We start from the raw sequence: 12489 nt of genomic DNA on the forward strand, positions 1-12489 counted from the left end.
TACTTTATGCCTCCCTCAATTTCTCCATTAATGCAAATAACGCTAACTTATAGCCATAAAAACCAAATCCTACAATTTGACCTGCACAAACAGCTGCCGTCACAGATTCATGACGGAACGATTCACGCTGATGAATGTTAGAAATATGTACTTCAATAACAGGAATCGAAATGCTCGCAATGGCATCACGAATCGCATAGCTATAATGCGTAAATGCTCCCGGATTTAAAATGATCCCTTCATATATATCTTCCGCTTCATGAATAATGTCGATAATGGCACCTTCATGATTCGATTGGAAACATTCTAACTCCACTCCCATTGTTTCTGCTTCTTGCTTCATATCTGCTTCAAGTGTCGCTAGCGTGCCCTTTCCATATACATTTACCTCACGAACACCGAGGCGATTTAGGTTAGGACCGTTTACGAGGAGTAACTTTTTCATATTCTTAAAACTCCTTAATATTAAATATCTATACAATATTTTAACATAGGAGTTACTTATTTGAATAGTTCGTCTTCTCTTGCCCTTCTTGTTCTGCTTTATTGCTATTTACTGCGTAAGAAACAGAATATGCTATAAACACACCATACAATATAAAAATACATATTGTCGTCACAATTGTCTCTTTTGGTAAATGGAGCGCACTTTTAATAACAGGAGCCATTAAACCCATCCCCCAAAACAGTAGTGCCCACCAAAATAGCCCATAAATAATTCCCGCTATAATCCCTTCAAACTTCGCAAAAAATGCTTTATACAAAAAGGCGATCAAAATTGAAAGAAGTCCCATACACACTATTCCGAACACATTGCCCCATACACCCTCTTTCCAACTTCCAAACGCAAATGGTAAAAGGAAATAATTCGGTCCCGCCTCCGTGAATGAAAATATATGAAGGAAATACCAGATCCCGCCCCAAAAGATTCCACCAAACAAACCAATCTGCACAAAATTCCTTGTTCCTAATTGTTCTTGACTCACATCGACACCTCCGCTCAATAGTATGCCCGAAACTATTTTGAAGCATGTTTAAATCCTGCGAAATTTGTCTATAAAAAGAATAAGAAATGTCCGACTCTCATAACATTTTCCCTTGTCATCTACTTGTATTTGCCGATAAAATAAAGGAAACTCGGTGATTGTCTTATTTCAAAACGACAGAACCCAGTATGACAATTGCCTCTTTTTCTACATAAGAGAGAAACAAATACAGGTTGGTGTTAACATGGCAGAAGAGTCAAAACAAATATATGGCGGGCAAGCGGTCATAGAAGGAGTTATGTTTGGCGGTAGAGAATATACTGTTACAGCGGTTCGTCGTAAAGATAAATCGATTGAATTTTATCGATTACCACGCGTTCGTAATAAAGTACTATCTACCCTAAAAAAAATTCCATTTTTACGAGGGATTGCCGCTATTGTGGATGCAAGTGCGAATGGAGCAAAGCATTTAAACTTCGCTTCAGAACGATTTGACGTCCACCCAGAAGATGATGAACAAATTGCAAATAAAAAAGAAGAACAATCAAAATTAACGATGGTATTAGGAGTTGCAGCTGTTGGCGTTTTATCTTTTATATTCGGTAAAGTCATTTTCACAGCAGTTCCTGCACTATTAGCTGAATTAACGAGACCGATTTTCCCATCTCATACTGGGCAAATCATTGTCGAAAGTGTCATTAAGCTCATGCTATTATTGAGCTATATATACTTTATTTCTTTAACCCCACTTATTAAGCGGGTATTTCAGTATCACGGTGCAGAGCATAAGGTAATCAATGCTTACGAGAATAACCTTCCTCTGACTGTAGAAAACGTTCAAAAGCAAACTCGTCTCCATTATAGATGCGGCAGTAGCTTTATTATATTTACAGTCATTATTGGAATGTTCGTTTATTTCCTAGTCCCTACAGATCCTCTTTGGGCACGAGTTATAAACAGGATTTTATTAATTCCAGTTGTACTTGGTATTTCTTTTGAAGTATTGCAATTTACAAATCGATTACGAGATATTCCCGTATTACGCGTACTTGGATATCCTGGATTATGGCTACAACTATTAACAACGAAAGAACCAACAGATGATCAAGTGGAAGTAGCAATTGCATCGTTTGAAGAATTATTACGTTTAGAGAACAAACAATAATTATTTAAAAATGGTGTTCAACTCCTTTCCTCATCGTTAATATACTAATTTCAATATATGTTTTTAGGAGGTGTCCCTTATGAACGGTCGTTCGTTTACTTTCGCTATATTTGTGCTTATTATCGGATTGGCAATATTCGGCCTTGTTTCATCTGTTATTACAAATCCCATGGGTGTATTAAGAAATATCGGGTACATGTTACTTGTTGTCGGTATCTTTTACTTGCTATACAAGATGTTTACAAATTCCAGTGGTTCCGCAAATTCGCAAAGCTCATATAAGCGTGCGGCAAAACAATCGAACCGCAAACATGGGAAACAAAATGTAGCACCCCTAGGCAATTCTTTCTTTAAGTCAAATACTTCTAATGACAAAAGTAAAAAAGGGAATTCTTCCACTTTGAAACGAAAAAGAAAACAGTCTCATTTAACTGTCATTGAAGGCAAAAAAAGCAAAAAGAAAGACCGTGCTTCCTTTTAGGAAATACGGTCTTTTTTTATACTTTGAAGCACTTCTTTTAAACTTTTCTCTCTCATACTTTCAATTCGAAGATGATGATTTTCAAACGGTAAATTCCGTGTCACATCATTAGGTACCACAACGCACGTTAATCCCGCTGCAACTGCTGCTCTCAATCCATTTAATGAGTCTTCAAATACAACAGCTTCAGATGGCTTAATTCCTAATTCTTCTATTGCAACTCGATAAAGAGCTGGATCTGGTTTTACCTTCTCAACATCTTCTCTCGTTTTAATTACTTCAAAATATTCTCGAATTTGTAGCTCTTCTAAAAAATGAATAACCCATTCTCTAGAAGAACTAGAAGCTAGTGCGATTTTTAATCCCATTTCTTTCGCTTCTTCTAAATATTCTTTTACCCCGTCACGAGCTTCTGGTATTCTCATTTTCTCTTTATGTAAAGTTGCCACTTTTTCTTTTAATACACTTTTGTTAAACTTCTCTTTTAATTGATCATTTAAATATGTATAAAGTACCTCATCTGTTGTTCCAATGCATTTCGCAAATTCCTCTAAAGGTAGTTCCCCGCCGTATTCACGAACAGCATCTCTGAAAGAGTGAAACCATATCGTTTCTGTGTCCACAATTAATCCATCAAAATCAAAAATAATTGCTTTCATAATTCTCCCATCCTTTTCGAATTGAAATAAAAAAGGAAACGCCATACGTTCCCCTTAATTACTTTTCTCTTCATTTGCTCTTTGAACACCGCGAAGCGTTTCCACTCGGACTGCATCTTGTTCAAAGTATTGCACTAAATCACCAATGCGATCAATCGCTTCCCAACTTAAATGATGTTCAATTCCTTCTACATCATTGTAAATTTTACTTTCATCCACACCGATAATACGCATAAATTGCTCTAGCAAGTCATGACGATATACGAGACGTTCTCCGATTTTTTTACCTTTTGTTGTTAATACAAGCCCTCTATATTTTTCATAAATTAGATATTCATCTTTGTCTAATTTTTGCACCATTTTTGTTACAGAGGATGGATGTACACTAAGCGCTTCAGCAATATCAGATACGCGGGCGTAACCCTTTTCATCAATCAACAAATAAATTTGTTCAATATAATCTTCCATACTAGGGGTAGGCATCGGTTTCCTCCATCCAAGTTCATTTTGCTTATTCCGTACGAAGCAATCAATAAAATGATACACCAGAAAGAATAACGTGACAAGTTGAAAACGAGCCTAAATATATAAAACAAAAAAGAATCTGTATTTGCATACAGACCCCCCTTAAGTAAAATATTGTATTTCTGCATTAGGAAAAAACTCATTTATATAACCTCTTATCGTTTCTTCCAATACTGCTGCATCATCCTTTTTATATACATATTTTCCGATGCCATATCGTCCCCATTTATACTTCCGCTTCTCTTCATCCATTTCAAGCTTCGTATTTGGATAACGCTCTTGAATAACCTTTTTCGCTGGTTTTGTAAAACGATGCTGAATTAATTCAAACGTTAAATTTGGTATCGTCATATCCTTCAGCGCATTGTACAGTCGCTCAAATAGTTCACGGTATCCTTCTTCCCATCCTTCATGCATATAAAGTGGCGCAACTATAAAACCAAGTGGATAACCCGCGCCTGCTACTTTACGAGCAGCTTCAATTCTTTCTTCAAACGGTGATGTCCCTGGTTCAAAATTTTTAATTACATACCGTGAATTAATACTAAACCTGAAACGCGTTTTCCCATTATGTTTTGCATCTAACAAATGATCAACGTGCGAATATTTCGTAACGAAACGCAAACGCCCATGCTCACTTTCTCCAATAAATTCAATCGCCCTCTTTAATGCATGTGTTAAATGATCAATCCCAACGATATCTGATGTACAAGCAGCTTCAAACCTTGTGATTTCAGGTGCTCTTTCATCCATATATTGCTGTGCCTTCTCAAATATTTCATCAAGATTCACATACACGCGAACGTAAGGCTTACTCCCAAGTGTCGTTTGCAAATAACAATAATGACAATGTCCCATACATCCTGTTGCAAGCGGAATTGCATATTCAGCTGACGGTTTTGAAGTATCAAACTTTAATGTCTTCCTCACCCCAACGACAAGCGTTGCTTTTGCATTACGATACTTTTGTAAATCATTTTCACCCGGCAAATTCCGAATTTGATTATGGGATGTCGTTTCACGAATTTCTAATCCCATCTTCGTAAACTTCTCATAAAGCTCTTTTCCAAGTGGATATTCAAGTGCCTTCGGTTCAAAGTACACGAGTTTTGGCATAAATGGTTTCATACGCTTCCCTCCTCTCGTTAGTATGGGAAACATTGAAAAATTAACACTCATTAAAGTTTTCCACTTCAGTAACTTGCGTTGCAAGTTACTGAATGTTATAATCCGGATAACAGCTACCTTGCAACGCAAGTTACCTGAGTAAAAGGTGGTGAAATCATGCACAGCCAAATGTTAAAAGGTGTACTAGAAGGTTGTATCCTATACATCATTTCACAAGAAGAAGTGTACGGATATGAACTGAGCACAAAATTAAATAAACATGGCTTTACATTCGTAAGCGAAGGAAGCATCTATCCGTTATTATTACGTATGCAAAAAGAAAAATTGATCGAAGGCACATTAAAAGCTTCCTCACTCGGTCCAAAGCGAAAATATTATCACATAACCGATAAAGGATTAGAACAACTTAAAGAATTTAAACAAAGCTGGGGAATGGTTTCTACTACGGTAAATAACTTATTACAGAGGGAGTGATAGGGATGAATGCACAAGACATGATTGAATTGAATAATAAAAAACGTGAGCTTCTAACTTCCGAAAACGAGGCTGCTTATGGTGATATGTTAGTATATCTTCGAATATCAAACGTACCCGAGCAACAAATGGAAGAACTGTTACTAGAAATATTAGATCACCTCATCGAAGCACAAGCAGAAAATAAAAACGCTTATGACATCTTCGGAGATAATTTACAATCTTATTGCGATGAACTTATATCAGCTTTACCAACTCAAACAAAGTTAGAAAAAGCCTCTTTAATTGGATTTTCTATTAGCTTACTTCTTGCTATACAGTTTGGCATAAATGCAATTATTTCATTTTTTATGTTTTTCTTTGAAAAAAACAATACATTATCAAGTCCGCCTTTTAGCATCCTTGGAACTACTTTGTCCGTTTCAATAATTATACTAGGTATACTATTTATTTTATATTTATTAAAGCGTTACTCCTTTAATCAGAAAATGAATTGGAAAAGAAGAATTCTATTTGGATTCGCATTTGCTACTCCATTTTGTTCCGCTGTATTCTTAAATATTTATTTCCAAAAGCAACCTTACCTCATTTATCATCTAAACTTTTGGCAAAATGCTTTAATTGCTATCTTATTTTTTATTTTATATAAATTACTATATAAAAAATCAAATTTTTAACAGCCCTTCAAAAGGCTGTTTTTTCTTCTGTCTAATTTTACAAATTGAAAAATTTCATAAAGAAAATAAGAAAAATGCAAAATAATTAAAGTTAATTGTTGACGTGATGCTTTTATTATCGGTATCATAAATCTTCGTGAGCAATTATTTTTCGTTATACGATTTTTTTATTATTACTGAATTTTTGAGAGGAGAAATTAGATGTCAGTTAAGAAGAAAACGCAAGTACGCACCGGCAAAATGGTACGTGAACTAATGTTAGCAGACGAAGATGTAAATGCTTCGCTAATTATGGTATATAGTGAAAACGGTGTAAACGCAGAAATTAAAATCGAGGGCTTAACGCCGAAATGTAACGAAGAATTATTTTTGAGCGGAAACGTGGATTGGAACAAGAGTGTTATTTATAAAATTGTTGATTTCACTGGAAACGCTGAAGTTGGTAAAGTTACATTAACAGCGATGAACAAAAACAATGTGTCTCTAGAAATTGAACGCGTTATGTGGAGTAAAGAAAATAAAGAAGCTGCCGAGCAAGAAGAAACACAGGTAGAAGCAGCACCGAAAAAAGAAGTAGTTGTAGAAGCTCCAAAAGCAATTACACCTGCTCCTAAGCCTGTTACGCGTGTGGAAACACCTGCTATGGCACCTAAGCCTACTCCGGTACCGACACCGAAGCCAGTAAGCGTAGAAGCAGCTGTAGAACTAGTTACTCCAGCGCCTGTGAAAAAAGCAGTCCCTACTCCAGTTACAAAGCAAGAGACAGCACCGGTTGCTCCTGCAAAACCGAAGCAGCCTGCTTTGACTGAAACAAATTCAAAACTACAAGAAAATTATGTTAAACTCGTGAAAAAGACAATTGAAGTTTGTCAAGATTACGAGCTTGGCATCGACATAGATGATTCTATTGAAAGCTTAAAAGAAGAACTACAAAGCCAAGGTATTAGCGTTACATTTGACAAAGAAATTATGGACGTTGTAAGTCGCCTTCGTTCTTTACAAGATAAAGGAATCAAAGTAGAAAAAGTACTTAATTTACTATAAAAAAATAAGAGGTGGCAATTGCCATCTCTTATTTTTTATAATTCCACTCATTACTTTCATACTTTTCTTTCGCTAACGTTTGAACTTCATGTAACTGTTCTTCTGTTAATTCATATGGAACAAGTTCTACATCCAATCCTTTTTCAAAGCCAACTTCAAACGCTTTAATTAACTGTTCTATCGTAAATGTACGGTCTGTTAATTCATTAATTGCTACTGCTTTAGAAGAGAACATACTCTTCATACGTTCCTTCACACGTTCATTTGGGAATAAAAATAGATCATATAGTTCATCTAAATCAATTTCTAATGGAATCGATCCATGCTGTAAAATAACACCTTTTTGACGTGTTTGAGCACTACCAGCAATTTTTCGTCCTTCCACTACAATTTCATACCAAGATGGTGCATCAAAACATACGCCTGAACGTGGATTTTTTAAATTTTCACGATCTGCTTCTGTTTTTGGAACTGCATAATAGGCTTCTAACCCTAATGCCTTAAAACCATCTAATAAACCTTGCGAGATAACACGATACGCTTCTGTAACTGTTTTCGGCATATTCGGATGATCTTCAGACACAATAACACTATACGTTAACTCTTTGTCATGTAGTACACCCCTGCCGCCTGTTTGACGACGAACGAATCCATATTTCTTTTCGTTAACTACATCCATATTAATATCTTTTTCAACACGTTGAAAATACCCAACTGTTAATGTTGGTACTTCCCATTCATAAAAACGAATTGTTGGTGGCATTTTCTTTTCACTTTGCCAATTTAATAAACATTCATCTAACGCCATATTAAATGCCGGTGAACATTGACCAGAGTTAATATAACACCATTTTTCTTTTCCCATCCTGCACCTCATATAACCAATTATTTTTCACATTCTCTAGTCTACCAAATTCGACAAAATTTGTGAAAGAATACGAAATTTCTTCTTATATGCAAATGAATCTGTTGCATAAATACATAAGGGCATTATAATATTGAAAGTAGGATAAGAAAAAAGGGAGCGATAGAATCGTGTCAACAACTTGGATTATTTTATTAGCCGTAATCGTAGCATTTATCGGCTACACTGTATGGATGTACTTCTATCAGAAAAAATTAATTAAAACTCTTACAGAAGAAGAATTTCGCGCTGGCTACCGTAAAGCACAGCTTATCGATATTCGTGAAGCAGACGAATATAACGCAGGGCATATTTTAGGTGCACGTAACATTCCGTTATCACAAATTCGCCTTCGCCATAAAGAACTTCGTCAAGATCAACCTGTTTACTTATATTGCCAAAGCGGATTCCGTACAGGTCGTGCAGCGCAATACTTAAAAAAACAAGGCTACAAAGATTTCTACCAATTACAAGGTGGATTTAAATCTTGGACAGGCAAAATTAAAAAGAAATAATAACATACAAAAAACTAGCTGAATAAATCAGCTAGTTTTTTCATTTCATCTTATTCGCAATGTATAATAAATTCTGCTTGATTACCTTTTCATCGTTCTCTTCTACATTCCGATACAGCAGTTGATATTCAATTCCTTTCTCTTTCCATATAAGCGTAGCAAATTCGTCACCACGTTCATAATCATCTTTATTTTTAAAATAAGCAGACGTTCCATTATTCAGTTTCATTTGTTCTTGAAATCGCTTCTCTTCCACAAGATCCGGAAAACTATAAGGAAAGTTCGCGACATTTAACTCAATATACTCATTTCTACCTGGTTCTTTCTGTTTATATTTAATCGTTAAGACAGTGTTCTTTTTCCCAAGCGTTCTTACTTCCCCCTTCACATCACTTGTAATATCGTACGGTAAAAACGTTGGAACTTTAAACTTCACCGGAAAATATTTTGGAAGTTCCTTTAGCGGAATAGGATCCGTAACACGATCCATAGCTCCTCCCGTTGTTCCCACAAAGTGTTTTTCTTCTTGCATCGTTTGCTGAAACGAACACGAACTAAGCACGAAACTAGAAAACACGAAACAAATGATTCTTTTTTTCAATTTGTTTCCGCCCTTTCATACCGCTCTCTTAACGAACGAAGCGTTGATATTCTCTTCATATTCGCTTTGTCACCAAACTCCACCTTTGAAAACTTTCCACGTTATTCTCACACATTTTGACAACACTTTTTGCAAACAAAAAAGACCCCTATCATTCTTACGCCCAAATGAAAAGGTTACGCGAATAAAAAGAAGTCTTATTAATACCATAGTTTGTGAAAAGCTTTTCAGGTCAAGATTTTTTCTTTCTTATTATTTTCCCTTTATAATAAGGGAAAGAGGTGATACATATGGCCAATATAAAACAAATTGCTAAAACTGCTGGTGTATCGATATCAACTGTTTCTCGTGTCCTGAATAATCACCCTTACGTAAAAGAAGAAAAGCGTAAGCGTGTTCTAGATGCTGTTGAAGAATTAAACTACGCAAAAAATATAAATGCTGTCCATTTAATAAGAGGGAAAACATATACAATTGGCGTTATGCTTCCTTTCATTAACCTCCCCTACTTCAGTACGATTATTGAAGGAATCGGAAACGAAGCGTTATTAGCTGGGTATCATATTAATTTATGTCAAACGAATTACGATAGCATTGAAGAAATTCGTGTTCTTGAAATGATGAAAATGAAACAATTTGATGGGATGATTATTTGCTCCCGAACGAGCTCTTGGGAACAAATCGAACCTTTTGCAAAATTTGCCCCTATTATTTCATGTGAAAAAATGAAGCATCCCCTCATTTCATCCATCTACGTAGATCATTATGAAGGTTTCCGTCTTGGTACTGCCTATTTACTAAGTAGAGGCCATGAAAAAATCGGAATTTGTTTAGCAAGAAAAACAAGTGTAAATTCCATGGAGCGCGAAAAAGCGTTCGCCGATACACTTCGTAACGAAGGCAAAACGTTGCATCCTGAATGGATTTTCCACCAATGCTATACAATGCAGGACGGAGCACAAATACTCCATCGTATTTTAAATATGAAAAATCGTCCAACTGCTATTTTCACAGCGAACGATCAAGTTGCAGCTGGTTTATTAACAGAGGCTCGAAAACATGGTATTCGAGTACCTGAAGACCTTGCTATCCTTGGATTTGATAATCATGAAATTTCAAAGGCATTAGAAATTTCCACAATTGAACATCCCGGTCTCGCAATGGGCTCACATGCTTTTTCTTTATTCCATAAGCAGATCCAAAGCGAGCAAATTGTCGGCAGTGCAAAAGAACTTTCATTCCATTTAATTGAGCGAGAGACTGTCTAAAAAGAGCGTTACTTATAACGCTCTTTCTCAGCTCTTCACCTATTGACTTTATATTTCCCATCTCATATAATGAACCTAACGAACGGTAGGTAGGGGATGAAAATGACAGCAAACCGCATTAAAGCTGTAGCACTTTCTCATTTCGCACGCTACGGCTATGAAGGAACTTCATTGGCAAATATTGCTCAAGAAGTTGGGATTAAAAAACCATCGATTTACGCACACTTTAAAGGAAAAGAAGAGCTATATTTCATATGCTTAGAATCTGCTCTTCAAAAAGATTTGCAGAGCTTCACAGGCGATATCGAAAGCTTTTCCAATTCGTCCACTGAAGAATTGCTTTTAAAATTATTAAAAGGGTATGCAAAACGATTTGGTGAAAGTGAAGAATCAATGTTTTGGTTACGAACTTCTTATTTTCCGCCTGATGCATTTCGCGAACAAATTATTAATAAAGCAAATGTACACATTGAAAACGTCGGAAAACTTTTATTCCCTGTATTTAAAAGAGCAAGCGAACAAGATGAGCTGCATAACATTGAAGTAAAAGACGCCTTAGAGGCTTTTCTATGCTTACTCGACGGTCTTATGGTTGAACTATTATACGCAGGTTTAAATCGTTTTGAGACACGTTTAGACGCTTCTTGGAAAGTATTTTGGCGCGGACTTTCAAACTGACGGATTGCTCCTTTGCAATGCGTCGTTTTTAAGCCCTTTACCTAACGACTGGTAGGAAGGAGAAATGACATATGGCATGGATTTATGTAATCATCGCTGGTATTATTGAAATATTTTGGGTGATTGGACTAAAAAAAGCAGAGGCACCACTTGAATGGGCTGGTGTTGCTCTATTAATTACAATTAGTTTCGTCTTATTATTTAGAGCTTATAAAGATTTACCTGTCGGCACTGTATACGCAGTCTTTACAGGAATCGGAGCTGGCGGAATCGTTCTTACAGAGATTTTCATCTTCGGAGAACCTTTCTCTATCGTAAAAGTTTTATTAATCGGTTTAATCTTCTTCGGAGTAATTGGTTTAAAACGAGTAACAGAAGAAAAAGAAGCGAAGGAGGCCGCATAAAATGGCTTGGGTATTTTTAATTCTAGCTGGTATTTGTGAAATTATTGGTGTACTCTTTATGAAAGTAGCCACTGAAAAGAAAGGCTGGGCACCAAAAGTTATTTTAATCGCTAACTTCGGCGTAAGCTTCTTCTTCTTATCTCTTGCGATGAACACATTACCGATGGGAACTGCTTACGCAATTTGGACTGGAATCGGAACTGCTGGAAGTGCACTTCTAGGCATTCTCATTTTCCGAGAATCAGCGGATTGGCGTCGTCTTGCTTTCTTAAGCTGTATTCTATGCGGCGCTGTTGGCTTAAAACTATTAAGCTAACGTGAGGTGAATGTCATGTGGAAAGAAAAAGGAAAGAAAATATTAGCATGGATCACACTTGGTATCCTCATTCTATTACAAATAAGTTTTCATATAATAGAATCATTGTTTCATAAAGTATTATCCATTCTCACATTCCTTCCTAACATGACACTTGAAATTATATCGATTGTTTGGTCCATTATCACCTCCATTGCAATCGTCATTATATGGAGTATCGCCAAACTATGGAATAAGTTATTTAAAAAGGACAGTATTTCTGAAAAAGAATAACTGTCCTTTTTTATATTCATTCAGACTTTCTGTAGAAGTTACATGTGATAAGACAAAACAGACCAATTATGGCAATACTTATACCAACCCCTTTATGTAAACTTGGAAATAACAGTGGTATATCCGAGTAAACATTTGCTAATATGAGGCCGATTGAAAATAAAAATATTCCTATTCTATATAACCATTTTCTTTTGTTCATCATTCTCCCCTCCTAACATTTTTCATATACTCCTTTCTTTTGGACATACTACCTAAAAAAGGAGTGGATAATATGCAAAATTCTATACATAAGCAAATTCTATTTTTATTTTTCCTATTTCTTATTCTCGTTATCGTTTTCAGCTTTATATTACATACTCCAAAAGATGTACCAAATAGCGTTTCTTTT

Annotated in this window: 19 protein-coding genes; 11 read left to right on the forward strand and 8 right to left on the reverse strand. The window is 35.8% G+C overall.

The window, feature by feature from the left end; translation table 11 throughout:
* Nucleotides 1-4: 4 nt before the first annotated feature.
* Both aroQ and GBN91_RS02180 read right to left on the reverse strand, forming a co-directional pair.
* Nucleotides 5-445: a type II 3-dehydroquinate dehydratase gene (gene aroQ / locus GBN91_RS02175; RefSeq protein WP_000735140.1), complete on the reverse strand. Its 441-nt coding sequence runs from the start codon at nt 443-445 to the stop codon at nt 5-7.
* A gap of 52 nt (nt 446-497) precedes the next feature.
* Complete coding sequence (locus GBN91_RS02180; RefSeq protein WP_137049698.1) at nt 498-986, reverse strand: YqhR family membrane protein; 489 nt, start codon at nt 984-986, stop codon at nt 498-500.
* Between the two features lie 244 nt (nt 987-1230).
* Between GBN91_RS02180 and GBN91_RS02185 the strand changes: the two genes are divergently transcribed.
* Nucleotides 1231-2151, forward strand: a complete 921-nt coding sequence (locus GBN91_RS02185) for a DUF1385 domain-containing protein (protein WP_000807121.1) — start codon at nt 1231-1233, stop codon at nt 2149-2151.
* 79 nt (nt 2152-2230) lie between these two features.
* Nucleotides 2231-2632, forward strand: coding sequence for an SA1362 family protein (locus GBN91_RS02190; protein ID WP_001014463.1), 402 nt, complete (start codon nt 2231-2233; stop codon nt 2630-2632).
* Here the strand turns inward: GBN91_RS02190 and GBN91_RS02195 are convergent.
* From GBN91_RS02195 to splB, 3 genes are all read right to left on the reverse strand, one after another.
* The gene (locus tag GBN91_RS02195; RefSeq protein WP_025687934.1) at nt 2629-3291 is read right to left on the reverse strand and encodes an HAD family hydrolase; all 663 of its coding nucleotides are present in this window, start codon (nt 3289-3291) and stop codon (nt 2629-2631) included. The genes GBN91_RS02190 and GBN91_RS02195 overlap by 4 nt on opposite strands.
* 54 nt (nt 3292-3345) lie before the next feature.
* Complete coding sequence (mntR, locus tag GBN91_RS02200) at nt 3346-3774, reverse strand: transcriptional regulator MntR (RefSeq protein WP_001143084.1); 429 nt, start codon at nt 3772-3774, stop codon at nt 3346-3348.
* 144 nt (nt 3775-3918) lie between these two features.
* Complete coding sequence (gene splB, locus GBN91_RS02205; protein WP_000802121.1) at nt 3919-4944, reverse strand: spore photoproduct lyase; 1026 nt, start codon at nt 4942-4944, stop codon at nt 3919-3921.
* Nucleotides 4945-5100: 156 nt separating this feature from the next.
* Here splB and GBN91_RS02210 point away from each other — a divergent pair, with 156 nt between their 5' ends.
* The 3 genes from GBN91_RS02210 to GBN91_RS02220 all read left to right on the forward strand — a co-directional run bounded on the left by GBN91_RS02210 (nt 5101) and on the right by GBN91_RS02220 (nt 7139).
* The gene (locus GBN91_RS02210; protein WP_000556079.1) at nt 5101-5418 is read left to right on the forward strand and encodes a PadR family transcriptional regulator; all 318 of its coding nucleotides are present in this window, start codon (nt 5101-5103) and stop codon (nt 5416-5418) included.
* A gap of 5 nt (nt 5419-5423) precedes the next feature.
* Nucleotides 5424-6095, forward strand: a complete 672-nt coding sequence (locus tag GBN91_RS02215) for a DUF1129 family protein (RefSeq protein WP_000993584.1) — start codon at nt 5424-5426, stop codon at nt 6093-6095.
* Between the two features lie 201 nt (nt 6096-6296).
* Nucleotides 6297-7139 carry a hypothetical protein gene (locus GBN91_RS02220; RefSeq protein ID WP_000111900.1) on the forward strand — a complete coding sequence of 281 codons (843 nt, stop codon included), beginning with the start codon at nt 6297-6299 and terminating at the stop codon, nt 7137-7139.
* A gap of 28 nt (nt 7140-7167) precedes the next feature.
* Here the strand turns inward: GBN91_RS02220 and GBN91_RS02225 are convergent, their stop codons facing one another.
* On the reverse strand, nt 7168-8004 hold the full coding sequence (locus tag GBN91_RS02225; protein ID WP_000514081.1) for a lipoate--protein ligase family protein: 837 nt from the start codon (nt 8002-8004) through the stop codon (nt 7168-7170).
* Between the two features lie 170 nt (nt 8005-8174).
* Here GBN91_RS02225 and GBN91_RS02230 point away from each other — a divergent pair, with 170 nt between their 5' ends.
* Nucleotides 8175-8558 carry a rhodanese-like domain-containing protein gene (locus GBN91_RS02230; RefSeq protein ID WP_000108653.1) on the forward strand — a complete coding sequence of 128 codons (384 nt, stop codon included), beginning with the start codon at nt 8175-8177 and terminating at the stop codon, nt 8556-8558.
* A 40-nt stretch (nt 8559-8598) separates the two neighbouring features.
* Here the strand turns inward: GBN91_RS02230 and GBN91_RS02235 are convergent, their stop codons facing one another.
* Nucleotides 8599-9135 carry a hypothetical protein gene (locus GBN91_RS02235; protein WP_033666640.1) on the reverse strand — a complete coding sequence of 179 codons (537 nt, stop codon included), beginning with the start codon at nt 9133-9135 and terminating at the stop codon, nt 8599-8601.
* A gap of 314 nt (nt 9136-9449) precedes the next feature.
* Between GBN91_RS02235 and GBN91_RS02240 the strand changes: the two genes are divergently transcribed.
* From GBN91_RS02240 to GBN91_RS02260, 5 genes are all read left to right on the forward strand, one after another.
* Nucleotides 9450-10427, forward strand: coding sequence for a LacI family DNA-binding transcriptional regulator (locus tag GBN91_RS02240; RefSeq protein ID WP_001273985.1), 978 nt, complete (start codon nt 9450-9452; stop codon nt 10425-10427).
* 96 nt (nt 10428-10523) lie between these two features.
* Complete coding sequence (locus GBN91_RS02245) at nt 10524-11105, forward strand: TetR/AcrR family transcriptional regulator (protein WP_002005730.1); 582 nt, start codon at nt 10524-10526, stop codon at nt 11103-11105.
* 71 nt (nt 11106-11176) lie between these two features.
* Nucleotides 11177-11509 carry a DMT family transporter gene (locus tag GBN91_RS02250; protein WP_000312339.1) on the forward strand — a complete coding sequence of 111 codons (333 nt, stop codon included), beginning with the start codon at nt 11177-11179 and terminating at the stop codon, nt 11507-11509.
* Between the two features lies 1 nt (nt 11510).
* Complete coding sequence (locus tag GBN91_RS02255; RefSeq protein ID WP_000312623.1) at nt 11511-11825, forward strand: DMT family transporter; 315 nt, start codon at nt 11511-11513, stop codon at nt 11823-11825.
* 15 nt (nt 11826-11840) lie between these two features.
* Nucleotides 11841-12098, forward strand: coding sequence for a DUF3975 family protein (locus tag GBN91_RS02260; RefSeq protein ID WP_033695608.1), 258 nt, complete (start codon nt 11841-11843; stop codon nt 12096-12098).
* A gap of 16 nt (nt 12099-12114) precedes the next feature.
* On the opposite strand, the gene GBN91_RS02265 is transcribed toward GBN91_RS02260, so the two are convergent.
* On the reverse strand, nt 12115-12303 hold the full coding sequence (locus tag GBN91_RS02265) for a hypothetical protein (RefSeq protein WP_016123326.1): 189 nt from the start codon (nt 12301-12303) through the stop codon (nt 12115-12117).
* Nucleotides 12304-12489: the final 186 nt, after the last annotated feature.

Origin of the sequence: Bacillus sp. B1-WWTP-T-0.5-Post-4 (assembly GCF_009183795.1) — a bacterium.
GTDB lineage: Bacteria > Bacillota > Bacilli > Bacillales > Bacillaceae_G > Bacillus_A > Bacillus_A cereus.

What these genes read in the sequence shown, in the direction of transcription:
- aroQ (WP_000735140.1), bottom strand. Translation starts at nt 445, where the DNA reads ATGAAAAAGTTACTCCTCGTAAACGGTCCTAACCTAAATCGCCTCGGT.
- GBN91_RS02185 (WP_000807121.1), top strand. Translation starts at nt 1,231, where the DNA reads ATGGCAGAAGAGTCAAAACAAATATATGGCGGGCAAGCGGTCATAGAA.
- GBN91_RS02190 (WP_001014463.1), top strand. Translation starts at nt 2,231, where the DNA reads ATGAACGGTCGTTCGTTTACTTTCGCTATATTTGTGCTTATTATCGGA.
- GBN91_RS02195 (WP_025687934.1), bottom strand. Translation starts at nt 3,291, where the DNA reads ATGAAAGCAATTATTTTTGATTTTGATGGATTAATTGTGGACACAGAA.
- mntR (WP_001143084.1), bottom strand. Translation starts at nt 3,774, where the DNA reads ATGCCTACCCCTAGTATGGAAGATTATATTGAACAAATTTATTTGTTG.
- splB (WP_000802121.1), bottom strand. Translation starts at nt 4,944, where the DNA reads ATGAAACCATTTATGCCAAAACTCGTGTACTTTGAACCGAAGGCACTT.
- GBN91_RS02210 (WP_000556079.1), top strand. Translation starts at nt 5,101, where the DNA reads ATGCACAGCCAAATGTTAAAAGGTGTACTAGAAGGTTGTATCCTATAC.
- GBN91_RS02215 (WP_000993584.1), top strand. Translation starts at nt 5,424, where the DNA reads ATGAATGCACAAGACATGATTGAATTGAATAATAAAAAACGTGAGCTT.
- GBN91_RS02220 (WP_000111900.1), top strand. Translation starts at nt 6,297, where the DNA reads ATGTCAGTTAAGAAGAAAACGCAAGTACGCACCGGCAAAATGGTACGT.
- GBN91_RS02225 (WP_000514081.1), bottom strand. Translation starts at nt 8,004, where the DNA reads ATGGGAAAAGAAAAATGGTGTTATATTAACTCTGGTCAATGTTCACCG.
- GBN91_RS02240 (WP_001273985.1), top strand. Translation starts at nt 9,450, where the DNA reads ATGGCCAATATAAAACAAATTGCTAAAACTGCTGGTGTATCGATATCA.
- GBN91_RS02245 (WP_002005730.1), top strand. Translation starts at nt 10,524, where the DNA reads ATGAAAATGACAGCAAACCGCATTAAAGCTGTAGCACTTTCTCATTTC.
- GBN91_RS02250 (WP_000312339.1), top strand. Translation starts at nt 11,177, where the DNA reads ATGGCATGGATTTATGTAATCATCGCTGGTATTATTGAAATATTTTGG.
- GBN91_RS02255 (WP_000312623.1), top strand. Translation starts at nt 11,511, where the DNA reads ATGGCTTGGGTATTTTTAATTCTAGCTGGTATTTGTGAAATTATTGGT.
- GBN91_RS02260 (WP_033695608.1), top strand. Translation starts at nt 11,841, where the DNA reads ATGTGGAAAGAAAAAGGAAAGAAAATATTAGCATGGATCACACTTGGT.
- GBN91_RS02265 (WP_016123326.1), bottom strand. Translation starts at nt 12,303, where the DNA reads ATGATGAACAAAAGAAAATGGTTATATAGAATAGGAATATTTTTATTT.